Origin of the sequence: Psychrobacter sp. Choline-02u-9 (assembly GCF_002836505.1) — a bacterium.
In the GTDB taxonomy this organism is placed as follows: domain Bacteria; phylum Pseudomonadota; class Gammaproteobacteria; order Pseudomonadales; family Moraxellaceae; genus Psychrobacter.
Map to the genome: position 1 here is coordinate 57,955 of NZ_PJBF01000043.1, position 22,521 is coordinate 80,475.

A 22,521-nucleotide genomic window follows, 5' to 3' on the forward strand; every position below is an offset into this window, starting at 1 on the left:
TATGATGGGAAATACGTAAGAAGATGCATGAGTTTTGTCAACGAGTCGCTATATGTGTGAATTTTTTCAGACAAACGAGCCTGTCTAAAAATAGAGTAAACGAGAGAAGTGGCAAACTTGTGAAATCGAAAATAAGCTCGTTTTATTATTTTGTAAAATTCGACCGCTTTTGTAAGTATATATATTGGTAGCCGAGATAACTTAAATGCATATGCTATATTCATTTTGCTTAACAAGAAGCGTAGGTTCTGTTTTGATGACTGTTCAGAATTACAAATGTCAAAATTAACAAAAGGGACAGTCGATAAAGTAAACGACAACAAGCTTATCGCTATAAAAAATACGACTAAAATTACAAGGAGGTTATGATGAAAAATATAATGATGTTATCGGCACTAACAGGTGTATTAACACTAACTGGCTGTACTACTTTAAAAAACGTAGTCGGTAACGATATGTCAGGTACGCATGAAGTACAGGCAACCAGCAACAATACAGCACCAGTCACTAGCAAGAATGGGGTGTTGGTAGATGCTACCAACCATATGACGTTGTATACGTTTGATAAAGATTCTATGAACCAGTCAGATTGCGGTGCAGCCTGCCAAGTTGTTTGGCCAATTTTCAAAGCGCCTAGCGATTCTAAAGCTTCAGGTCAGTTTGCTGCCTTTAAGCGTGAAGATGGCAAATATCAATGGGCAATGAACGGTAAGCCTTTATACTTCTATGCTAATGACACAAAAGTTGGTGACAAAGACGGTGATGATAAACTTGGCGTTTGGCATGTTATCCCAAGTAAATAGTATGCATTAGATATAAACTGACTCGAAAACGTTAACGCAAAAAAGCAGCCTGCCCTCAATTATAGAGGCAGGCTGCTTTTTGTTTGTTTGGTGTTATTCTCTAGTATTAGATGCAATCTGTACTATGTCACATTTGCTAAAGGCTCAACCTGAATGGTCTCTAACACTTCTTCTTTGCTAGGCTCTTTTCTATATAAAGGAAAAAAGTCTGAGAGCAGATCACTTTCCGTGAACCAGATATCCGCTACTAACTCTGTATATTTTGCTACGTTGACGATGAGCCTGTAAGTCTTAAATAGTAACTCTTGTGAGCTAAAGCCTTTCTTATACTCATATAAAGAATCTAAATTGGAGCCAACGCCGCCACCAAGATGTAGCACTTCATAACGGTTCTCTCGTCCCCAATTGCGAGCGACATGAGTGATAAGTTTAGAAGGTTGTAGATGTGTATAAGCGTTCAGCGTGCCGCCAAGATGGAACTGCATAATGCCAGACTCTTGGCAGAGCGTATATATAGAGGACCCGATTGGTTTATCGTCTTGATAGGCGGTTATCAACAGTATTTTTTCTTGAAGGTTTTCAAGCAAATTAAAAAAATAATCATCATCAAAGAAGTAATAATCACTGGCCTTGACGTTTCGCATTGTCTCTTTATAAATGTCTGAAAACACCATGGCGTTTTGCCTAGTCAAGAATTCTGTTTTTGTCACGACATCCATTTTTATGGCTTTTTTGATACCGCGGCGATGTCGATTTTGTGTTTCGCTCCAATGCTCTTCTTCTGACTTACTCAAATCAGACACCAGAGTCAGCCCGTGAGTCAGTGCTTTGCCAACTGTGGGTATCCATTCTTTATTAATAATCGGATGCAACCGCATAAACAAAGACACGCAGCCTCTCTCGCAAAGAAAAGCTCTTATCTCATCTAGTACGACGTCTAACTCGGCATCAGTGAGGGTTTTGTCCATCAACGGGCCACCGTAACCATAAGTGGAAGTAGCATCCCAGTGCTCTGAGTCAATGTCTCTAACTATGATAGGTAACAATACTTCCTTGTTCTTATAGTGAGCGATGATGCCTTGAGGCTTGCCTTTGTCGATGACAGCTGAGGCCGCAATCCAACCAGATAAGTGATATATATCAAAATGATGATTTGATACCTTCTTATCCCACTCAGCATCTATCGCTATGTAATCAACTTGTACTGTATCCACGTTGCTGCTCCCTCAGTGTTGCGTTATATATTCGTAAATCCGTATATACGAATATAACAACAAATTATGAAGCCTTCAAGTATATAAAAACCTTTTATGTAAAATAATGAATATACTATTAGAGCGTAGAAGAATCTATAGGAAATAAAAAAGCAGCCTGCCTCTATAAATGAGGGTAGGCTGCTTTTCTCGTTCTGGTCGAAAGCTATTAGAGAGCTATAAGCTTACTTTGATTTTTTTTCTACTAGCTCGCCATCGATTTGGATAGGAACATTGGTCGTAATACCAGCAGAGTAGGCTGTCATACCATAAGCTGCACGGTCTATAGTGCCAGTAGCACGGAAGCCAACGACTGGCTCTTTGGTCAGAGGGCTGTTATCGATTTTGTTCAGCGTTAAATTAAGAGTTAGCGGCTTGGTTTGACCCAGTAAAGTAAAGTCCCCAGTTACTTTTGCTTGCTGCGGATTTACAAAATTAACCTGAGTAGATTTAAAGCTCATAGTAGGGTATTTTTTAACGTTAAAGAACTCTTCCGTTTTTAAATGTTTGTCACGGGCAGCCCAAGCAGTATCGATACTGTCTGTATCAATGACAAAGTTCAGCTGGGTTTGGTTAGGGTTCTTTAGATCAAATTTAACGGTACCGTCTACATCGCTAAAGTGTCCCATGACCGTAGAAAATCCCATGTGATCAACTGAGAAACCGACACGAGTGTGAGAGTTATCTAGTTGCCACTGAGTCGGCAGTGCAGCGCTTGCCATGGTAGTGATAGAAAGTATTGAGCTGATCAATAGGGCTTTTGTAGTGGTTTTCATTGAATAGTCCTTACATAGTATTAGGGTATTGGTGCTCGCCGATGAACAAAGAAGAAAACATTTTTTGTAAAAAATGAGTAAATATATTGTAGCTATGTGTCCTAGAGTTGCGATAAATAAATAGCGCAGCCAACCTATATTTGGTTAGATTAACTACATATAAAAATGTAATTGATTAATATATCTAACCAAAACATTGTACTGGGTTAACTCATACATCTCAACACTATTTCTCTATTATTGACAACTTATCACATATCTCTATCACAACTGCTCCTTGCGTCTTACGTCAAAAACCGTTAAAATCGCGGTTTAATTTTCCCGCTGGGGATAGGCTAAGCGAACAGAAGGGTGGTGTTGGGTGCTGGAATAAGCCAGTGACGCAGTTGCCATACTTGTAATGTCCTTAGTGCCTCAGTTACGTATGTCATTATTTGTTTGATACATCATCGATGATGCTGTATTTAGACGTTGTACATACATCGGACCTAGAGAGTATATTATGCGTAAAGATATCCATCCTAATTACCAAGAAGTTTTATTCCACGACACTAACGCTGACGTGTTCTTTTTGACTCGCTCAACTGCTAAGACTAAAGCGACTCGTGAATACGAAGGTAAAGAATACCCATACTACCCACTTGATATCTCAAGTGCGTCGCATCCATTCTATACTGGTGAGCAACGTAAAACTTCTACTGAAGGTCGTGTTGCAAGCTTCAACAAACGCTTTGGCGCATTTGGTGGCCGTAGCAAGAAAGCCGCAGACGCTGCTGAATAATTTACACTTATGGTGTAAATATATTTCGCTAAGCAATAAAAAACCGCTGATTATTCAGCGGTTTTTTTTGTGTAGATAGATCAATATTTGCGTGTTTTTAGCAATCCCTCTGAGCGGCGGATGAGTCTAATAGTTGGGTAATGTTCTCCACGATCTGCTGTGCCCAATAACCGTACATTAGGCTACTAGGATGAAAGCCATCACTAGCGAACATCACGGCAATATCAATAGGCTGACCATTGCCATGCTCTGATATCATACGCGCAAAGTCAGTTGCCATATAATTGACACCGTCATGAGCAGCACAGACCTGCTGCAATATCTCATCAAGTACCGATGCTTTTGCACCCACAAAGTTATTGAGCGGAGCAGGTATTGCAGGCATTTGCGCCATCGGCGGCAAACTTAAAAAAACCAGTTCTCGTACGCCAAATTTACGCTGTGCAATATTGATAATGTCTTCAATTTGCTGTTGCCACTTATGCACAGAGACATTGGACGTTGTATCATTGACCCCTACGCTTAGCAACATCACATCGATAGACTGCTCAGGAGCGGGTAAGACATATAACCTGCGTAGAATATCAAAGCTGGTATGACCTGTTGTCGCTTGCAATGACCAGTTAAGTCGAGCAAAGTTCGATTGGATAGCTTTGTTTTGCTCCAGTATCGGAATGAGCTTACCGACCAACGCTTCTTGCTGGGTCTGGCTACCCACGCCTGCTGCTGCCGAATCGCCGACGACCATGAGGTTAAATGTCTTAGCGTCTCGCGTTGATACTTCATCATTCGCTTGAGGCAGCTCAATTACGCCGTGCCTTTCGCCATGTGGTTCAGGCAAGCGAACCGTATCACGCTTGATTTTGCGACCTTGATAGAGGTAGACAGGGGCAAGTAAAACGTCCTTTGTGACTGATGTCAGCTTACTAGTGTCTACCATCCCGCACGTTCCCTAATAGTCGTGAGACTGTCTTCAATTAACAACTGACCATCGACGTAGACATCACGTAATAGATTATCAGTTGGATCGCTCATCTCATTTTCTTTGACGGTTGTTAGCTGGCCGCTGTTGTCTTTTACCAGTGCCAATCGTCCTTTTTTCGAGCGCTTCGAGCGGCTGGTGACGGGATCTTTGTAAATATCCTTCCATGCGCCATCGATAGAGATAGCGCTAGATTTCATCGCCCAACTCATGGTGTCGCGGTTGACTTGCTGCAATAGACCACCGCCCATGCCAAATGTTACGTTTTCTGCGCTAAAGCCTGCTTTCATGATCACATCAATGATATTGCTCAAGCTTTGTGCACTGATACCATCCCCTTGGATAATCCGCACGTAATCGGGCAGTACTTTATAGCCCTTACTGTTTATAGTCGTACCGAATTTCACCGCTAGACGCTCTAAGGCTTCACGTACCACTTTGGTAGGCTCACCACTGTCTGGCCTGATGACGAGCGTACCACCCATGTTTTTGACGTCTTCTTTTAAGGTATCGCCCCAGATATTATCAATCGCGTTCCATAAGTCATAGCTGTCAGAGACGACCGAAAACGCTTTGTCTGTGCCACCAAACTGTTCAATCATATTGGCAAATGCAGCGGTCTCTCCATCACGTCCCCATGCTGTCATCGTACTGTGCTCGGCCGCTGGGATAGAAAATGCAGGCATATCGTCGCCCATCTGATACCAACGACTGGCAGCGACCAATGCCGTCATCGAATCAGTACCTGCAAAATTCACCAAGTGCGCTAAGCTACCGAGCGCGACGGATTCTTGGCTAGAAGCACCGCGCGAGCCAAAATCATGCAGTCGAAAAGTGAGCGAATCGATATTGTCCGCTGACTTCTCTAAGGCTTTACGAATGATGCCTTTGCAATAATGAGAGACGCTAGCGACGGTGGATGGATACCAAATAGCGCGTAGTAGGGCGGTCTCGATATAACTTGGCAGCCAATAAAACTCAGGGTCGGTATTGATAACCTGACAAACCACGTTAGATACGGGTACTATGCTGCCTTCGGCGACGGCCTCGATGCGTAGTGGCAAGTAGCCGTCATGTTTATCGACCAGATGCTCCCATCCTGCTCGGTTGAAAGTCAAACCGTGCGCTTGAATGACCATTTCGGCTTCGTCGATATCTTGATGAGTGATGGGAGTGCTTAAGTATTCCTTGATAAAAGCTTGCAAGCCAAAGAACACCACATCGTAGTCGCCTTTGCGCGCTTCGACATAACTGGACAGATACTCACTACCGCTTGGGTACTGCACCCAATGTGAGGTTTTATAGCTGTCGCTATTTAAGATTAAATTGTTCAAATTGCTGGTGTACATCACAGAACTCCTCTGCGTTGAGATGCCGCAGCTGCTTTTTTTTAATGACAGTTGCGGCGGTGGTGAGCCATTACCGTCTATCGGTGCCGGCAGAAACAAGTAAGTAGAAAAAACAAGTCAGAATGCAAACTAAAAACGATAAGCAGTCATTATGAATAAGTGCACAGAATCAAACTTATAAAACCATACTTGGTCAATAAATTATATAAACTGTCGTGGATTTATAGCGTGAAAATCATGCACCGAAGCGTCAATTATCAATCACGCTATAAGCCAACCATTTTCGTGATAATCGCATAATGGTCTTCGAACATCATGGTGGCATCAAGCTCAGCAAGTGGTAACCAAAAAGCTTTGGCTGCATCGTCTCCACCTTTTACTTTTGGCAAACCTTTAGGGTCATTTTTTAGCTGAAAATAAAATGCTTGAGTAATGGTGCGACCACGCGCTGAACGATAAGGATCGTCAAAGGTATGCTGACTGTGACAAGAACCGCGCAATACTGGCTCAGGAACTTTCAGACGAGTCTCCTCACGCAGCTCACGGATGCAAGCATCAAAAAGCGTCTCTTTGGGATTCAAAAAGCCTCCAGGCAATGCCCATAGACCACGCCCTGGCATGCTACGGCGCTCCACTAGCAAGATATGTCCCGATTGTACAATCAGTGCATCAGCAGTCATGAAAGTAGGCGGATAGGGCGCAGATTCCCACTGTCTTTTATATTTATCGATGAAATCCGCTTCTTCATGCAACTGTTGATACGCTTCTGTCTTTTTAAATTCGTTTAATACCTTGCGCGTTGACTCAGGTGTGCGCTCAGGCGTTGGAGTAGCGCCCATCAGATAGCTATCACGGATAGGAGTGGCTGATAAGTTATGATAGTTGGGCACTGAGACCGAGTCCCAATTGGGGAATAGCGATAGATAGTATGATGAGCTGTCTTTAGAGTGGCCAATCAAACCAATATTACCCTGCAAATCACCGGTGACAGACTTCACGCCTGCTTGCACATATTGTAGCCAACGGGTGTCATTGTAGAGGGCGTCATCTAAGCCAACACAGTGAATGCGTGCGGCTTCTTCTTCAGAGTAGGCGCCTTTGATCATTGCGGCACGCTCAGCGACGCTAAATGGATTGCGTAAGCTACGTGGCAAGTTGGCTGAGCCAATCAGCATAATTACTTCATCTGAGCGTTTTAGCGCCTCATCGATGACGGCTTTGTGGCCAGCATGAAACGGCTGAAAGCGTCCGATAAAGACCAGATAACGATAGTGCTTACTGCTTTTTTGATCTGGATTTTGCTTATCTGACTGTTGCTCTGATAATTCACTCATAGACGCCAATTTCCTACGACTTATTTTTATTGATTAAAAATTAATGATGCTAATACTGACACAGCCCATGACTTTCTGACAAGTATAAAGATGTTTAGGGGTGTGTCATTATCGAAATCATCCAAACGAAATCTCTACTTTAACTGGCATACTTCTCTATCCATGCCGTCACCGTTGGCCAAATCTCTGTGGCAGCATTGCGACTGATCATGATGCGACTGTGCGTATAGTCATCTAAATCGCCGTTACTGAGCGAGTACTCTCGAAAGATATTAGTTGAATTATCAAAGCTATCAAAAAACAAACGACAGCCACGAGTAGGGGATATGAAAGTATCGCCTTTCGCACTGATAGAATAAACAGGAATGGTAATCTGTGGCATATGATGACGATAGTCGATAAAGTCATCGCCAGTACTTTTCTGCTGATTAATGCTTTCGTTCACTTCGTCTATATTCGCTCTACCTTTACCAAAATAAGCCTTTTTTAAAAAGCTACTTTTAAAGTTTCTACGCAAATTCCAATCGTACCATTGGGTCATCGTATAGTAACTTTCGTTAAAAGGGCCTACCTTGAACTGCTTAGCGGGTATAAAGCCGACCAACCGAGTGACTATCTTGGCCGTAAGGATTTTCGCGTAGCTGGTCGAGTCCTTTACTGCGCCAAAAGCTTGGCAGGCAAACATACTGATGCTATTGACCTTATCGATATAGCTTGGGTTTTGGACAAGAAACATGGTCAAACCAACACCGCCACCACTATGAGTAACGCAGTGCAGGTTATCGATCTTTAATTCTTCAAAGAAATAACGAAAAGTCGCTTCATAGTCGTAAGTGGCGACGGTCTCAAAGTTGAATTTTTCTTTCGGTAGCGAGCTATCACCATGCCTGCGCCATTCCATGATGTAGCAGTGATGACCAAGCCCTGCAAAATATTCAGCGATTTTGAGGCAAGTTTGCTTGTCAGAAAACGTACCATGCGTCAAAAATATGTTTTGCGGTGTGATGTCAGGCAGGCTGTTTTCTGACGTGTTAGCTATCGTATCTTCTTCTGAATTATCAACTACTTTCCAAACGGCAATTTTCTCATCGTCCTTGGTAGTTACTAGGTGCAACGTCCGTGTCATCATAAAATGATCCTATCCAAAAAATACGTAATCTTTATACAAGTCGATATTTATACAAGCTGATATTTATACAAGACAATTAAAAGCTACCATGCTCATAACGCTACTGCGCACAATCATTCAAATTAACAATACTACGTCAAAACCAGATGACTTGCTCGGACTAGATGTGAACGGTATGACATATCGAAAACGCTAAGTGCGCTTGATAAATGGTACCGCTGTCTTTATATAGAGAATAACTTGGCAGCCTACACAATCATCAGTGTGTTTATCTGTCATGGTTTACATATTGAGTTACTTTGCCACCTGTTAGCATCATTAAAAAAACCAATGACGACCATTTACAATAGCCGCGGTTCAATTCACAGTAGCGTGGTCGGAATTGATGCTTGATTCAGGTATAATGACTGCTATAGACGGATTAAACTTTATACTCATGTCGGCCAATGTCATACAATAATAAATACCAATCATTGCCAGTCTGCATGCCTTATATAAATCGTAAACATTTTAAAAATCCAAATTCACGACACAGTAGCCATAATAGATATAGCGTTTGTGTCATAACGCATAGGAAACATTATGAGTGAGCAAAACCAAGCTGATAACCAACTAGACCAAACTGCTGGCTATGAATCAGCTCTAGATACCGAGCAAGTCGAAGCGAAAAGCAACATCACTATCACTGAGTCAGCTCAGGGCTACTTGGCAGATTTGTTATCTAAGCAAGATACCGATGGTATCGGTGTGCGTATTTTCGTTGAGCATCCTGGTACGCCGCGTGCAGAGTGCTGCATGGCTTATAACCAGCCGGGCGAAGAAGACAGCGCTGACTTGCGTTTTACGTATGAAAACTTCTCTGCCTTTATTGAAGCAGCGTCAGTACCTTATCTAGAAGACGCGGTCATCGATTATAATAAAGACCGTTTCGGTGGTCAGCTGACTTTCCGCGCGCCAAACTCTAAAGTACCTAAAGTAGGCGCTGATGCCAGTGTCGAAGAGCGCATCAACTATGTATTGCAGTCAGAGATTAACCCTGGCTTGGCAGCACATGGCGGTGACGTACAGTTGCTTGAACTGATTGATGAAGAAGGCATTGGTCTAACCGCTGTATTGAAATTTGGCGGTGGTTGCCAAGGGTGTTCAGCGGTTGATATGACTTTACGTCAAGGCGTTGAAGTACAGCTGAAACAGCAAATTCCAGAATTAACCCAAGTGGTTGACGAGACTGATCATACTCGTACAGAGAATGCTTACTATAAATAAAATGAAAAATAGTTAAAAGCAATTGGCTGCTATAAAGGTGGCCATATCTCTAGTATAGATATGCCTGTTTGGTTTGCTGCTTATGAATATTTGTCATGAAGAGATGAGTATTTTGCTATTCTTTTAATAAAGAAGCTGAGTTATGATGAACTCAGCTTTTTTTATTGCTATGATTTAGCAGACAGTTTTCTAAGGTGGTTTTCGAGCGATACGTCGTCAATAAATCATCTTTTATCAAAATAAAGGAATGTACTATGAGTGATGGATCAGCAGACCAGCAGACAGCCCAGCAACCAGAAACCCCTCAACGTCTTGAGACCTTAGCGATTCATGCCGGCTATAGTGTAGAGCCAACGACCAAAGCAGTCGCCGTGCCTATTTATCATACCAGTTCATATGCCTTTGATAATACTCAGCATGGTGCAGATCTGTTTGATTTAAAAGTCGCAGGCAACATCTATACTCGTATCATGAATCCGACCAACGCGGTGCTAGAAGAGCGTGTGGCTGCGTTAGAAGGCGGCATCGGTGCGCTTGCCGTAGCCTCTGGTATGGCTGCCATTACTTATGCGATTCAGACTATTTGTGAAGCAGGCGACAATATCGTCGCTGTATCAACGCTATATGGCGGTACTTATAATTTATTTGCCCATGCTTTGCCGCGTCAAGGTATCGAAGTGCGCTTCTTCGATCATAAAGACCCTGAAGCCATTCGTGATCTAATCGATGACAAGACCAAAATGGTGTTTGCAGAGAGTATCGGTAACCCACTCGGTAATATCGTGGATATTCAAGCGCTCAGTGATGTCGCCCATGAATACGGTGTACCTGTCGTGATTGATAATACGGTGGCGACGCCAGCGATATGTCGTCCGTTTGAGTTTGGTGCAGATATCGTGATTCACTCATTGACCAAGTACATGAGTGGAACAGGTACATCAATTGGTGGTGCGATTGTCGATAGTGGCAAGTTTGCTTGGGGCGATTATCCTGAGCGTTTCCCACTGTTGAACACACCAGATCATAGTTACCACGGTGTGAACTTCGTCAAAGACGTAGGCGCGCCAGCCTTTATCGCTCGTGCCCGCGTTGCGCCATTACGTAATACTGGCGCAGCACTTAGCCCGCTAAATGCCTTTGGTATCTTACAAGGTATGGAGACGCTAAGTCTACGTATGGAGCGTCATGTGCAAAACGCACAAGCCGTCGCAGAATATCTGCGTGACCATGATAAAGTTGCTTGGGTTAAATACGCAGGTCTGTCTGACCATCCTGAGCACGAGCTTGCCAAAAAATACATGAAAGGCACGCCTTCTGCCATTTTGACCTTTGGGGTGAAAGGTGGACTAGAAGCTGGTGCGCGCTTTATCGATGCGCTGCAACTGATAACTCGTTTGGTAAACATCGGTGATGCGAAATCACTAGCCTGTCATCCAGCGACGACGACCCATCGTCAGTTAAATGAGCAAGAGCTAGAAAATGCAGGCGTTAGTACTGATATGGTACGACTATCGATTGGTATCGAACATATCGAAGACATTAAAGCCGATCTCGCGCAAGCATTAGCTTCTGCTTAACAACAAGCGCTTATTAAGTTGAGCAAACTGTTTGAACAAGTCTGAATGATATAAAAAAAGCCCATATCGATTTGATATGGGCTTTTTGTTTTGCGTCCAACAGATGTGTTTAACAATTAAGAAGACAGTACACGCTGCGCGATATCTCGATAATCCTGCGAAGCAAGACGCGGTCCAAACTGCTGAATAACTTGTGCTGATATTTCGCTAGCAAGACGACCACATTCTGGCAGACTATACTGCTGCGATAGTGCATATAAGAAAGCACCAGCGTAGTTATCGCCTGCACCGTTGGTATCGATGACGTTGGCCACTGCTGGCGTTGCAACGTCATAGACTTCAACTTCTGCCTCGTCATTAGGCTGGTGGGCGATTACCGCACCATTGGCACCATCAGTGACGACGGCAATTTGGCAATATTCAAGCAGGGCACGCGCCGCTGCTTTGACTTGTTTTTTATCAGTGAATAGCTTGGCTTCTTCGCTATTACAGAATATCACTGCGACTTTGTTGCCGAGCATATTAAGCAAACCATCTTTGGCAAATTTTACTACCGCAGGGTCAGCAAAGCTCACTGCAATTTTTGCATTATGGATACCGGCTTGTTGACGTAATTGAGTCATTGCTGGTTGGATGCTCTCAGACATCGCTAGATAGCCTTCGATATATAGCCAATCTGCTTGAGTCAATGCGTCAAAATCAATATTGTCAGCGGCAATCTCACTTGAAGTACCAAGATAGGTCTGCATGGTACGCTCGCCATCTTCGGTAACGGCAACCACACATGAGCCGGTCACGCCGTCTGCATGAATAGATTTGTCTGAGGTCGCGACACCTGCTTCGTGCAAGTCTCTGAGATAAAACGCCCCTTGATCATCATCACCAACGCGGCAAGCATAAAAAGGCTTACCGCCTAAGCTTGCAAAGGTAAACATAGTATTGGCTGCTGATCCACCGCCTGCTTGTTTTGATGGCTCAATCTCAGCCAGTTTAAAATAAGCCAGTAGTTGCTGCTGCTCTTCAATACCAGCCAACGTCATATTACCTTTGGTCAGCTCGGTCTCTTCTAGTGCCGCATCTGATAGCACATACTCGTGATCAACCAACGCATTACCTATTGCCATTACGTCGTACATTGCTTACTTCTCCTCAATTTACTTATAAACGGTTGTCTTTCTTATTGTTGAAAACTAGTCTGCTTGTAACTCTAGTAGACGCTGATAAAGCGCATTTTTCTTCACGCCAGTGATATCAGAGGCCAGTGCGGCTGCTTTTTTGACTGACAAATCCTCTAGCAAACGCTGTAGCAATTTATCATGCGTACTGATATCGTCAGTATCTTTTGCCACACCGACGCCAGCGACGACCACGACTATCTCGCCGCGTTGCTGATTGTCATCTGCTTTGACAAACTCAACCAACTCGCCAAGGATGCTCTTGTGTACCGTTTCAAACGTCTTGGTCAATTCACGGCAGAAAGTCACCGCGCGGTCTGCACCAAATATCGTTGCCATGTCTTCTAGACTAGCTACGATGCGATGCGGCGCTTCATAAAAGATTAAAGTTTCGGTACGTGCGATTAGATCGCTCAGCTGTTTTTGACGACCATGCGTTTTGGCTGGCAAGAACCCAATAAAGCTAAATCGATCAGATGGTAACCCTGCTACTGATAGTGCGCCAATTGCAGCAGAAGCCCCAACGATAGGTGATACGGTCACGCCAGCTTCATGCGCGGCTTGTACCAGTTGATAGCCTGGATCGCTGACTAGAGGTGTACCAGCATCACTAATCAAGGCAACTGAATAACCTTGCTCAATCATTTCAATAATTTTGGGCGTTTGAATGGCGCTATTGTGTTCGTGATAGGCCCATAGCTTATTGTGGCCTTTTTGCTTTGTAGTCGTGTCATCATTTTCGATACTGCTTTTGGCAGGACGAGTCTCTGAGTCTTTTGTCTCGTCACCTTTACTGCCTTTGGTATCGATGCCAAAATGCGACAGTAGCTTACCTGAGGTGCGGGTGTCTTCGCAGGCAATAATGGCGACCTGCTTTAAGACATCAATTGCATGCGTTGTCATGTCGGACATATTGCCAATCGGCGTGGCAACGATATAGAGACAAGCTGGCATCGCAGTAGGGGTAGACATGAAAACCTCGAGTCGTTAAAAAGACATTAAAAAATAATAGTGCGCTAGTATGTACAGTCGTTATCTATGGTTTTTCAGTCAAATAATGAGTGAAGAAATCGATAGATTGTGAGAGTAGAACGCGCAGAAGTGGCTAGTTTAGCATGTTGTGCTATGATAATTCTCAAATGTTAATCAGACCAATTCACCTTATGCCGAACCATAAGCCTTTAATCTTAACCTCACCAAAACAGCGCCAAGGTAGTCGGTTTGAGCAGCAGGCGTGTGAGTATTTACAAACGCAAGGGTTGAGGCTAGTCGTGCAAAATTGGCAAAAGCCAAAAGTAGGTGAGTTGGATCTGGTCATGATTGAGACAGGTTTAGCATGGTCAACACTAGTATTTATTGAAGTTCGCCAGCGCAAGTCCTCGAATTATGGCGATGCAGCACTCAGTGTGACAGCCAGCAAACAGCGCAAAGTTATTAAGACAGCGCAGTCCTTTTTGCAGCAGTATCCTGAGTATGCTCATTATGACTGCCGGTTTGATGTTATTGCTTACAATACGATGAGTAAGTTAAATTCAAGAAATGAGGAGTTAGACCATCAACCAGAATGGATTCAAAATGCTTTTATAGCCAGTGCATGGTAATAGAGTAAATAAGATAGATGCTGCCAAGTGAAGCATTTAACCACATCTGACAAGTAAGGTTCGTTACTAAAAAGCTAACCGCTGATGACCAAAATTAAGTAAAGTAGCGGTTATAGTCAACTTTTTATAAATCAGATACAGTATTAGCTTACAGCTAAGTTTAGCTCATCACTACTAGAGCGTGTTTTCTCCAAAATAAAAACACGGCCTAGATTAAGATTTGCTCAATTTATAAAATTGTCACAACCATGTTCTAAGAGGTAAATAATGACACGGATGCATTTGCGCACTGCTATTTTTGGTTCATCACGCCGTATTACGACTGGCATTATGATTGCTGCCTGTGTTGTCAGTACAGGTTGTGCCACCAATTATCTGACCAACAGTACAGAAGGGACTTATGGTGTACCAATGACTGAGCGCACGATTCCGCAGCGTCTGCTCGATCGTAGTATTGAACATACTGCCAAAATCAATGTGTACGGGCTAAAAGAAGACTTGCAGCAAACCAGTCGTATGGGTATCGATAGTTTCAATAGCGAAGTACTGCTCACAGGTGAAGTGCCAACTGAAACGCTCAAAGCAGAAGTAGAAAAAGTCGTTAGCTCTATGCCGGATGTACGCCGTGTCTACAATGAGATGGAGGTGAGTGCGTCAAAAGGGTATAGCTCAACGGTTCATGATGGTTATATCACTTCAAAGCTACTGGCGAAAATAGCCGCTAGCGATGGCGTGAGTGCGTCACAAATTAAAGCCGTTACCAATAATGGCGTGGTCTACATTATGGGCCGTATGACACCCACTCAGCAGAGTCATCTGATTGATATCGCTAATGGCACTGTTGGGGTTACCGAGTTGGTATTGCTGACAACTGTCGTCGACGATAGAGGGGTGAAAATAAATAATGATGACATCATGTATGAGAATAATTTGGCCAACCCTGCAGTAGCGCCAGCTGCCCAAGATACTACTATCAGCACAGCAACGCCTATTATCATAACGGAAGAAGAGGCCACTACTACGCAGCCGTCATCAAGCCCTTATATTGACCTTTATCAGAATCAATAGAAAACCTTAGTTCGCCAAGCGATAAATGACGTTAATCACAATAAGCCTAAATAGTAATAACAGTAAAGGCACGAGAAATCTTCGGCCAGTGAGTATTATGTCAATAGCAAAAGGTAGCAGAGTCAGTGCATTAGCCAACGGTACTAATATCAAACACCTCATTGGCTAATGGATGAACCATTATCGCTGTTAGCCTGTTACTACTGATTGATAAATAAATATAATAGGATACTGGTCATGAAGGATTCACAGGCAAATATACAACCAAATGAAGAAACAAGCGTCATTAGTAATATAGGGATACACAATAAACCTGCTCATAAGAAAACACGAACATTGAAATTTGGTGGTGCGGCAATATTGGCATTGGGCAGTATCGCGTTAGCCACGCAAAACGCACAGGCATTATCACCGTTAGCTATCGTCAATGGGATTACTTCTAGTGGTGGCGTTGGGGTAAGTAAGGATATCTTATATGGTGATCAGCCTTCACAAGACTTAGATATCTATTATCCAAAACCGCTAGCGCAAGCAATGAAATCTCAGAGTGCTATCAACACTAGCTATCCTATGGTGGTATTTGTCCATGGTGGTTCATGGGAGAGCGGCAATAAAGAACAATACGCCTTTGTCGGTCAGAGCTTAGCCAAAGCAGGGTATGTCACCGCAGTGATTAATTACCGTAAAGCGCCTGAACACGTCTATCCTGATTATGTCAAAGATGCGGCTCAAGCGATTGCTTGGAGTATTGAAAATGCGACCAGTCTCCATGCTGATCCGTCACGCCTAGCGGTGATGGGGCACTCTGCTGGCGCGTTTAATGCAGTAGCAGCCGTTGCCAACGAAGACTTTTTGGCGCCTTATGGTATTAAGCCAACAGATATTGCAGCCGTTATCGGAATTGCGGGTCCTTATAGCTATGATTTCCGCAAGTTCAGTAGTGCAACGGCGTTTGGCCCCAATGCCACACCTGATGAGGTGATGCCAGATCGCCAGATTAAAGGCGCGCAGCCACCGTATTTATTATTAACCGCAGAAAAAGACAAAATTGTACATGTGACTAATACAATCAAAATGACAGAAGCGTTTAAAAAAGCAGGCGTAACCGTTGAAACGGGCGAAATCGAAGGAGCCAGTCACGCAACTAGTATTGGTGCGATGGCACCGCCGCTGCGTTGGGTCAATGATGTACGTGCGCAAGTGCTGATTTATCTGGACAAAGAGCTGAAATAACTAAAATAGTTTAGAGTATTTTTTGATAGCGCTTCAAACAGCCTTTAAAATAGTGCTCTAAATAGCTTTTTAAAGAGCCATTCTACTTGTTAATGAGCACCTAATACGGAACCCCAGTTTGGCCTAGCGCCTGCTGGGGCTTTTTATATTTCGCTATATTTGTATATTCAGAAGTATAAATACAAAAAAAGACTGTTCATTCAATGCCGTCTATCTCTATTATAGAAAGGTCGCTATTAAAATATATAAGACCATAAGTTAAGGAAAGCCAACTCAAACTAAAGGACTACCAGTATGAAACTACTTAAGCTATCCCTATTAAGCCTAACTTTAGCCATACCTTCATTGTCATTTGCCGCAGGAGGCAGTGATCCTATAATAGGGATTGATATTATTATCAAAAAAGATCCTGGCTCACAGCCTATCGCCAATATACCTTTCACTGATTCAGAGATAAATCAATACAATGAGCTAAGAGAGAGTGACCGCCCTGCTTATCTCAATAAAGTCATCGTCCCGAAGCTTGAGCGCGTCAATAAAAAGTACAATTATGATATTAAATGGAATCCAATCATCGAAAAAGGCATCGAGCAGCAATGGTGTATCACTGTGCCTTGCGATGCCAAAACCACGGTAGTGATGCAGCTTACTATTCCAGAGAACTTAAAGGAGTCTGAGGTAAAGTTTACTTTAGCCAGTCAATCAGATGCCGTGATTGAAAGACGTACCATAAAACGAGTTGTTCAAATGGAAAGACGTTAAAATTTTGGCATGTTATTTAGAGTCTTTCATCGTCAAAGCAACCATTACAGTGACTGTTTGGTCGGTGCTATTTATAGTCAGCTTATAGTCGATGCGCTATAGCAGTCTAAAAGCGCTTGATATTGTATCCCGTTTATTTAAAATTGATGATATGTATATGTCATGTGCGCTTATACACAGACAGTGCTGTAAGATGTTCAAACTCTTGTTATAATGTTGCCATTCAAATAAAACCTATTTACATAAGACAGGATATTTTATGAGCATGAACGCTGACGATTTGATTGCATTTTTACAAACGCACTTCCCAGACGCTTTTATCCAAGCTGCCAACCAAGGTAATAAGTTTGATGTACGCGTAGTCGATACCAGCTTTGAAGGCAAACGCGCGGTTCAACGTCAGCAAGCAGTATATGCGTTAGTCAATGATAAGATTGCGAGTGGCGATATTCACGCACTCAATATCCAAGCGCTGACGCCTGCTGAGTGGGACGCTCAATCAAAAGGCTAATCAAATAGCTGTCTATATGACTAGATATTACTGAATCGGCCATATGCATGGTTGAGAGCTGTAGTTCTGGTTTTCATAATTTTCTATACTCATCGATAGGTTGTCACCTTTATGGATCAATTTTTAATCACTGGTAGTAGTCGTATCGCAGGGGAAGTCACCATCTCAGGCGCCAAAAATGCCGCTTTGCCGTTACTCGCAGCTATGATATTGGCTGAGACGCCAACGACACTGCATAACGTGCCGTCACTACAAGACGTGCGAACGTTGATTGAATTGATCGGTGGCATGGGTATCAAAATCCAGAAGCAAGATGATACAGTCACTTGCGATACCAAGAGTATCGATAACTTTTATGCCCCGTATGATTTGGTAAAGACCATGCGCGCTTCAATCTTGGTGCTAGGGCCGCTACTGGCACGTTTTGGTGAAGCTGAAGTCTCATTGCCGGGTGGTTGTGCGATTGGTTCACGCCCTGTCGATCAACACCTAAAAGCTTTTGAAGCGATGGGTGCTGAGATCAGTGTAGAGAATGGCTACGTAAAAGCTCAAGCACCAAAAGGTGGCAAGCTATTAGGCTGTAATTTCTCATTTGATATGATTACCGTCGGCGGTACTGAGAACGTCATCATGGCAGCAGCATTGGCTAAAGGTACTACTGTCTTAGGAAATTGTGCGTTAGAGCCAGAAGTGGTTGATCTAGCCAATATGTTAGTTGCAATGGGTGCCAAAATAAGTGGTATCGGTACATCAACGATGACCATCGAAGGGGTAGAGCGTTTACACGGCTGTGAGTACTCAGTTGTCCCTGACCGTATTGAGACAGGCTCATACCTTGCTGGTGCCTTGATGACACGTGGTGATGTATTGACCAAAAAAACATCTGCTCTATTATTGACGCCAGTGCTAGAGAAGTTCGAAGACATGGGTGCGGTTATTACGACAGGTGATGACTGGATTCGCGCACAAATGAAAGGCCGCCCAAAAGCGGTTGATATTCGTACACAGCCGCATCCTGGTTTTCCAACGGATATGCAAGCTCAACTAATGGCTATTGCCTGCTTAGCTGACGGTACGAGTACTTTTATCGAAAACATTTTCGAAAATCGCTATATGCACGTACCAGAGCTCAATCGTTTGGGCGCGTCTATTCAGGTTGACGGTCACACTGCCGTAGTACGAGGTGTCGAAAACTTTACCGCAGCACCAGTAATGGCGACAGATTTACGTGCGTCTATGTCATTAGTAATGGCAGCAGCGACTGCTGAAGGCGAGAGCTTGATTGATCGTATTTACCACATCGATCGTGGTTATGAGCATGTTGAAGACAAGCTGCGTAGCCTTGGCGTTAACATCGAACGTATCAATACTAACGCTTAATACTGGTTAACTCAATATAAACTGTTACCCGTATTACGATATAAATTAGAAACTCCCCTTTGAGTAGGGGACTGCACATGGACACGATGTCATTATGACTGAGACAAGCAAATCTTTACCAGCCAGCGGTTTATTAAACGAAGTAAACGATGAGTTTTCAGGTCTAACCTTGGCTTTATCAAAAGGCCGCATTTTAGAAGAGACCATGCCACTGCTACGTGCAGCTGGCGTTGATCTTTTAGAAGACCCTGAAGCGTCACGTAAACTGATTTTTCCAACCTCAAATCCAAATGTGCGTGTATTGATTTTGCGTGCCAGCGATGTGCCGACCTATGTCGAACATGGCGCTGCTGACTTTGGGGTGGCGGGTAAAGATGTGCTGCTTGAGCATGGTGCCAATCATGTTTATGAATTACTCGATTTGCAGATTGCTCAGTGCAAACTGATGACTGCGGGTGTGAAAGATGCACCGCTGCCAAATCGTCGCCTGCGTATCGCGACCAAATATGTCAATGTCGCTCGTGCTTATTTTGCGAGCCAAGGTCAGCAGGTTGATGTCATCAAACTTTACGGTTCGATGGAGCTTGCGCCATTGGTTGGTTTAGGTGATTTGATCGTCGATGTGGTCGACACAGGTAACACACTACGCGCCAATGGACTTGAAGCACGCGATCATATTTGTGATGTTTCCTCACGTCTGATTGTCAATCAAGTTAGCTATAAGCGCAAATTTGCATTACTAGAACCAATCTTAGATAGCTTTAAAAATAGTATCGCCAATAGCTAATTATCCAGTGCAAGTCATTGGTAAAACAAAGCACGGTTATACAAATTTTTAAACCAGTTTAGCAGGCTATGAATGACGTAGCGTGCTAAACTGGTTTTGTTGTCTTAGCTTGCGAAAACATAAAATCACCATAAAATTTAGACAAGAAGACATCGAATAAGTCGCAATACTTTGAAAGTGAAACATACTTTACTCAGTTCCAAACCGTTCATTTTTAGCACTACTTTATGCTCAGATATAGGATTAGGTCATGCGCCAGTTAAGTACCCAAAATGCCGATTTTGATAGTCAATTGACACAGTTGCTTGCCTTTGAAACAGTCAATGATGCTGAACTACTACATACCGTCGATGATATCATCGCCCAAGTACGTGCTGATGGTGATAGCGTCGTGTTGGCATTGACCCAACAGTTTGACCAGCATCCAGCAACGTCGATGCAAGAGTTAGAGCTGTCTAAAGAAGCGCTTACTGAAGCGTTTGCCAATCTTGATGAAAAAGTAAAGATAGCGTTGACCACAGCCGCAACTCGGGTACAGACATTCCATGAGCGCCAAGTACAAGAAACCTGGCAGTATGAGGATGAGCTAGGTAACCGATTGGGTCAAAAAGTCACGCCACTTGATCGCGTTGGAATTTATGTACCGGGTGGTTTAGCTTCTTATCCATCGTCAGTATTGATGAATGCTATTCCTGCTAAGGTGGCTGGCGTTACTGAAGTCATCATGGTCGTACCAGCGCCTAAAGGCGTGCTCAATCCGTTAGTATTGGCAGCGGCTCATCTGGCCCAAGTCGATCGCGTCTTCACTATTGGTGGTGCTCAAGCAGTAGCAGCTTTAGCTTACGGCACTGAAACGATTCCAGCCGTGGACAAAATCACAGGACCAGGTAACAAATATGTCGCAGCTGCCAAGCGCGCGGTATTTGGTCAAGTTGGTATCGACATGATTGCTGGACCTTCAGAAGTATTGGTATATGCAGAAGGCGAAGCACAAGATAGAGCAGATTGGCTAGCGATGGATCTATTGTCTCAAGCTGAGCATGACCGTATTGCACAAGCTATCTTTGTGACGACCAGTGAAGAGCAGCTAAAAGAAGTCGCGTTAGAGATAGAAAGAGCACTCGCTGAGCTACCAAAAGCAGATATCGCACGCGATTCGCTACAAAATCGTGGTGCACTTATATTAGTGAAAGATCGTAGCGAGGGTATGGCACTGATTAATCGTATTGCCCCTGAGCATTTGGAGTTATCCGTTGATAACCCTGATGCATTGTTAGATGATATTCGTCATGCGGGTGCTATCTTTATGGGTCGTCACACGCCTGAGGCGATTGGGGATTACTGTGCAGGACCGAACCATGTGCTACCAACATCCGGTACCGCGCGCTTTTCTTCACCGTTAGGTGTTTACGATTTTCAAAAGAAATCATCCATTATTTATTGCAGTGAATCTGGTAGTAAGCCTTTGGCTGAGACAGCTGATATTTTAGCGCAGCGTGAGGACTTAGAAGCCCATGCGCGTTCAGCTCGTTATCGTTATCAGTAATTGATTTTGAATTTTTAGCTTTTACTTTTGATATTTATTTTTAATAGTCTTTTTGGCTAATAGTAGGATAATTTATGAGTGAGTCAAAAATAGACACCAGACTGTGGTCGTCTAAAGCACGCAACTTGTCACCTTATGTTCCAGGTGAGCAGCCGCAACACGACAATCTATGCAAACTAAATACCAATGAAAACCCGTTTCCACCCTCGCCAAAAGTAGGGGAGGCTATTGCCAAGGTCTTGGAACAGCAAGCTGATGAGTTACGTTTGTATCCTGCTCCTGAATCTAATGACCTACGTGCTGCATTAGCACAGTCATACAACCTTGATATCAATCAAGTATTCGTTGGTAATGGTTCAGATGAAGTCTTGGCGTTAGTCTTTGCTAGCTTCTTTTTAAAAGAGCGTCCGCTGCTATCACCTGATATTGGTTACAGTTTTTATCCAGTATATGCACAGACGTTCGGTGTAGAGCTTGTACAGATTCCTCTAGAAGAAGACTTTAGCATTGACCCTGATGCTTATCGTCAGCCTTGTAGCGGTATTATCATCGCCAACCCTAATGCGCCAACGGGCTTGCTATTATCACTTGCTGATATTCGTAAACTTGCGAGTGAGCATTCTAATGCGGTCATTGTTATTGACGAAGCGTATATCGATTTTGCTCAGATAGATGAAAGCAATGCAGACCTGCCAGTCTCAGCAGTTAGCCTAATCAATGAGTGTGATAACGTTATCGTGACCCAAACCTTTTCAAAGTCACGCTCGCTTGCTGGATTGCGCGTTGGTATGGCCTTTGGCAATGCATCGTTGATTGAAGCACTGACCCGGATGAAAAATAGCTTTAACAGCTATCCGCTGGATAAGTTGGCTCAAGCTGGGGCGACTGCGAGTGTGTTAGACACTGAGTATTTTGAGCACACCCGTCAGCAAGTCATTGATTTACGTACGTCGCTAACAGCAGAGTTGACGACATTGGGCTATAAGGTCCTACCGTCACATGCCAACTTTGTTTTTGCTCGTCCAAAAGATGGCAATGCAAGTGCTGTCGCGAGTGCGTTACGCGAGCAGGGCATTATCGTTCGCCATTTTGATAAGCCGCGTATTGCAGAGTACTTGCGTATTACTATCGGTACGGCAGAGCAGAACGAGCGTTTGATTGATGCGCTAAAAGCTTTGCAAGTCGATGCTAGCGTTGTTGCTGAATAA

The 22,521-nt window shown here is 43.6% G+C and carries 21 protein-coding genes; 13 read left to right on the forward strand and 8 right to left on the reverse strand.

All coding sequences use genetic code 11. The annotated features are described in order from the left end of the window. Positions 1-365: 365 nt before the first annotated feature. Positions 366-803 carry a COG4315 family predicted lipoprotein gene (locus CXF69_RS04865; RefSeq protein ID WP_228706740.1) on the forward strand — a complete coding sequence of 146 codons (438 nt, stop codon included), beginning with the start codon at positions 366-368 and terminating at the stop codon, positions 801-803. 122 nt (positions 804-925) lie between these two features. Here the strand turns inward: CXF69_RS04865 and CXF69_RS04870 are convergent, their stop codons facing one another. Then, positions 926-2,017, reverse strand: coding sequence for a GNAT family N-acetyltransferase (locus CXF69_RS04870; protein WP_102078194.1), 1,092 nt, complete (start codon positions 2,015-2,017; stop codon positions 926-928). 224 nt (positions 2,018-2,241) lie between these two features. Further along, positions 2,242-2,832 (reverse strand): YceI family protein, encoded by a 591-nt coding sequence (locus tag CXF69_RS04875; RefSeq protein ID WP_102078195.1) that lies wholly within the window; start codon positions 2,830-2,832, stop codon positions 2,242-2,244. A 502-nt stretch (positions 2,833-3,334) separates the two neighbouring features. Between CXF69_RS04875 and CXF69_RS04880 the strand changes: the two genes are divergently transcribed. Continuing rightward, a complete protein-coding gene (locus CXF69_RS04880; RefSeq protein ID WP_057761772.1) occupies positions 3,335-3,613 on the forward strand; it encodes a type B 50S ribosomal protein L31 in 279 nt (92 codons plus the stop codon). A 97-nt stretch (positions 3,614-3,710) separates the two neighbouring features. Here CXF69_RS04880 and CXF69_RS04885 read toward each other — a convergent pair whose 3' ends face one another. From CXF69_RS04885 to CXF69_RS04900, 4 genes are all read right to left on the reverse strand, one after another. Further along, entirely contained in the window at positions 3,711-4,553 is an 843-nt protein-coding gene (locus CXF69_RS04885) for an SGNH/GDSL hydrolase family protein (RefSeq protein ID WP_102078196.1), read from the reverse strand. Next, positions 4,547-5,944 (reverse strand): nicotinate phosphoribosyltransferase, encoded by a 1,398-nt coding sequence (locus CXF69_RS04890; RefSeq protein WP_102078197.1) that lies wholly within the window; start codon positions 5,942-5,944, stop codon positions 4,547-4,549. Before CXF69_RS04890 ends, CXF69_RS04885 begins: the two co-directional genes overlap by 7 nt. Before the next feature lie 266 nt (positions 5,945-6,210). Continuing rightward, a complete protein-coding gene (locus CXF69_RS04895; protein ID WP_102078198.1) occupies positions 6,211-7,278 on the reverse strand; it encodes a bifunctional nicotinamide-nucleotide adenylyltransferase/Nudix hydroxylase in 1,068 nt (355 codons plus the stop codon). A 139-nt stretch (positions 7,279-7,417) separates the two neighbouring features. Further along, positions 7,418-8,407 carry an alpha/beta fold hydrolase gene (locus tag CXF69_RS04900; RefSeq protein WP_102078199.1) on the reverse strand — a complete coding sequence of 330 codons (990 nt, stop codon included), beginning with the start codon at positions 8,405-8,407 and terminating at the stop codon, positions 7,418-7,420. Positions 8,408-8,989: 582 nt separating this feature from the next. Here CXF69_RS04900 and nfuA point away from each other — a divergent pair. Together nfuA and CXF69_RS04910 are read left to right on the forward strand one after the other, a co-directional pair. After that, the gene (gene nfuA, locus CXF69_RS04905) at positions 8,990-9,673 is read left to right on the forward strand and encodes a Fe-S biogenesis protein NfuA (RefSeq protein WP_057761762.1); all 684 of its coding nucleotides are present in this window, start codon (positions 8,990-8,992) and stop codon (positions 9,671-9,673) included. A 254-nt stretch (positions 9,674-9,927) separates the two neighbouring features. Further along, positions 9,928-11,250 (forward strand): O-acetylhomoserine aminocarboxypropyltransferase/cysteine synthase family protein, encoded by a 1,323-nt coding sequence (locus tag CXF69_RS04910; RefSeq protein WP_101205344.1) that lies wholly within the window; start codon positions 9,928-9,930, stop codon positions 11,248-11,250. Between the two features lie 116 nt (positions 11,251-11,366). Here the strand turns inward: CXF69_RS04910 and CXF69_RS04915 are convergent, their stop codons facing one another. Further along, complete coding sequence (locus tag CXF69_RS04915) at positions 11,367-12,386, reverse strand: adenosine kinase (RefSeq protein WP_101205345.1); 1,020 nt, start codon at positions 12,384-12,386, stop codon at positions 11,367-11,369. 54 nt (positions 12,387-12,440) lie between these two features. Continuing rightward, a complete protein-coding gene (rsmI, locus tag CXF69_RS04920) occupies positions 12,441-13,397 on the reverse strand; it encodes a 16S rRNA (cytidine(1402)-2'-O)-methyltransferase (RefSeq protein ID WP_101205346.1) in 957 nt (318 codons plus the stop codon). A 143-nt stretch (positions 13,398-13,540) separates the two neighbouring features. On the opposite strand from rsmI, the gene CXF69_RS04925 reads away from it, so the two are divergent. From CXF69_RS04925 to hisC, 9 genes are all read left to right on the forward strand, one after another. Next, the gene (locus CXF69_RS04925) at positions 13,541-14,026 is read left to right on the forward strand and encodes a YraN family protein (RefSeq protein ID WP_101205347.1); all 486 of its coding nucleotides are present in this window, start codon (positions 13,541-13,543) and stop codon (positions 14,024-14,026) included. A 267-nt stretch (positions 14,027-14,293) separates the two neighbouring features. After that, on the forward strand, positions 14,294-15,094 hold the full coding sequence (locus CXF69_RS04930; protein WP_101205348.1) for a BON domain-containing protein: 801 nt from the start codon (positions 14,294-14,296) through the stop codon (positions 15,092-15,094). 237 nt (positions 15,095-15,331) lie between these two features. Next, positions 15,332-16,327, forward strand: a complete 996-nt coding sequence (locus tag CXF69_RS04935; RefSeq protein WP_101205349.1) for an alpha/beta hydrolase — start codon at positions 15,332-15,334, stop codon at positions 16,325-16,327. Between the two features lie 294 nt (positions 16,328-16,621). Further along, entirely contained in the window at positions 16,622-17,089 is a 468-nt protein-coding gene (locus CXF69_RS04940; protein WP_101205350.1) for a hypothetical protein, read from the forward strand. A gap of 259 nt (positions 17,090-17,348) precedes the next feature. Continuing rightward, a complete protein-coding gene (locus CXF69_RS04945; RefSeq protein WP_101205351.1) occupies positions 17,349-17,600 on the forward strand; it encodes a BolA family protein in 252 nt (83 codons plus the stop codon). Positions 17,601-17,711: 111 nt separating this feature from the next. Next, positions 17,712-18,980 carry a UDP-N-acetylglucosamine 1-carboxyvinyltransferase gene (murA, locus tag CXF69_RS04950; RefSeq protein WP_101205352.1) on the forward strand — a complete coding sequence of 423 codons (1,269 nt, stop codon included), beginning with the start codon at positions 17,712-17,714 and terminating at the stop codon, positions 18,978-18,980. A 94-nt stretch (positions 18,981-19,074) separates the two neighbouring features. Next, positions 19,075-19,767: an ATP phosphoribosyltransferase gene (hisG, locus tag CXF69_RS04955; protein WP_101205353.1), complete on the forward strand. Its 693-nt coding sequence runs from the start codon at positions 19,075-19,077 to the stop codon at positions 19,765-19,767. A 250-nt stretch (positions 19,768-20,017) separates the two neighbouring features. Next, positions 20,018-21,313 carry a histidinol dehydrogenase gene (gene hisD, locus CXF69_RS04960; protein WP_101205354.1) on the forward strand — a complete coding sequence of 432 codons (1,296 nt, stop codon included), beginning with the start codon at positions 20,018-20,020 and terminating at the stop codon, positions 21,311-21,313. A 74-nt stretch (positions 21,314-21,387) separates the two neighbouring features. Continuing rightward, positions 21,388-22,521: a histidinol-phosphate transaminase gene (hisC, locus tag CXF69_RS04965; RefSeq protein WP_101205355.1), complete on the forward strand. Its 1,134-nt coding sequence runs from the start codon at positions 21,388-21,390 to the stop codon at positions 22,519-22,521.

Bases quoted from the DNA above. Each gene is read 5' to 3' on its own strand.
- CXF69_RS04865 (WP_228706740.1), top strand. From the start codon at position 366: ATGATGAAAAATATAATGATGTTATCGGCACTAACAGGTGTATTAACA.
- CXF69_RS04875 (WP_102078195.1), bottom strand. From the start codon at position 2,832: ATGAAAACCACTACAAAAGCCCTATTGATCAGCTCAATACTTTCTATC.
- CXF69_RS04880 (WP_057761772.1), top strand. From the start codon at position 3,335: ATGCGTAAAGATATCCATCCTAATTACCAAGAAGTTTTATTCCACGAC.
- CXF69_RS04885 (WP_102078196.1), bottom strand. From the start codon at position 4,553: ATGGTAGACACTAGTAAGCTGACATCAGTCACAAAGGACGTTTTACTT.
- CXF69_RS04890 (WP_102078197.1), bottom strand. From the start codon at position 5,944: ATGTACACCAGCAATTTGAACAATTTAATCTTAAATAGCGACAGCTAT.
- CXF69_RS04895 (WP_102078198.1), bottom strand. From the start codon at position 7,278: ATGAGTGAATTATCAGAGCAACAGTCAGATAAGCAAAATCCAGATCAA.
- CXF69_RS04900 (WP_102078199.1), bottom strand. From the start codon at position 8,407: ATGATGACACGGACGTTGCACCTAGTAACTACCAAGGACGATGAGAAA.
- nfuA (WP_057761762.1), top strand. From the start codon at position 8,990: ATGAGTGAGCAAAACCAAGCTGATAACCAACTAGACCAAACTGCTGGC.
- CXF69_RS04910 (WP_101205344.1), top strand. From the start codon at position 9,928: ATGAGTGATGGATCAGCAGACCAGCAGACAGCCCAGCAACCAGAAACC.
- CXF69_RS04915 (WP_101205345.1), bottom strand. From the start codon at position 12,386: ATGTACGACGTAATGGCAATAGGTAATGCGTTGGTTGATCACGAGTAT.
- rsmI (WP_101205346.1), bottom strand. From the start codon at position 13,397: ATGTCTACCCCTACTGCGATGCCAGCTTGTCTCTATATCGTTGCCACG.
- CXF69_RS04925 (WP_101205347.1), top strand. From the start codon at position 13,541: ATGTTGTGCTATGATAATTCTCAAATGTTAATCAGACCAATTCACCTT.
- CXF69_RS04930 (WP_101205348.1), top strand. From the start codon at position 14,294: ATGACACGGATGCATTTGCGCACTGCTATTTTTGGTTCATCACGCCGT.
- CXF69_RS04935 (WP_101205349.1), top strand. From the start codon at position 15,332: ATGAAGGATTCACAGGCAAATATACAACCAAATGAAGAAACAAGCGTC.
- CXF69_RS04940 (WP_101205350.1), top strand. From the start codon at position 16,622: ATGAAACTACTTAAGCTATCCCTATTAAGCCTAACTTTAGCCATACCT.
- CXF69_RS04945 (WP_101205351.1), top strand. From the start codon at position 17,349: ATGAGCATGAACGCTGACGATTTGATTGCATTTTTACAAACGCACTTC.
- murA (WP_101205352.1), top strand. From the start codon at position 17,712: ATGGATCAATTTTTAATCACTGGTAGTAGTCGTATCGCAGGGGAAGTC.
- hisG (WP_101205353.1), top strand. From the start codon at position 19,075: ATGACTGAGACAAGCAAATCTTTACCAGCCAGCGGTTTATTAAACGAA.
- hisD (WP_101205354.1), top strand. From the start codon at position 20,018: ATGCGCCAGTTAAGTACCCAAAATGCCGATTTTGATAGTCAATTGACA.
- hisC (WP_101205355.1), top strand. From the start codon at position 21,388: ATGAGTGAGTCAAAAATAGACACCAGACTGTGGTCGTCTAAAGCACGC.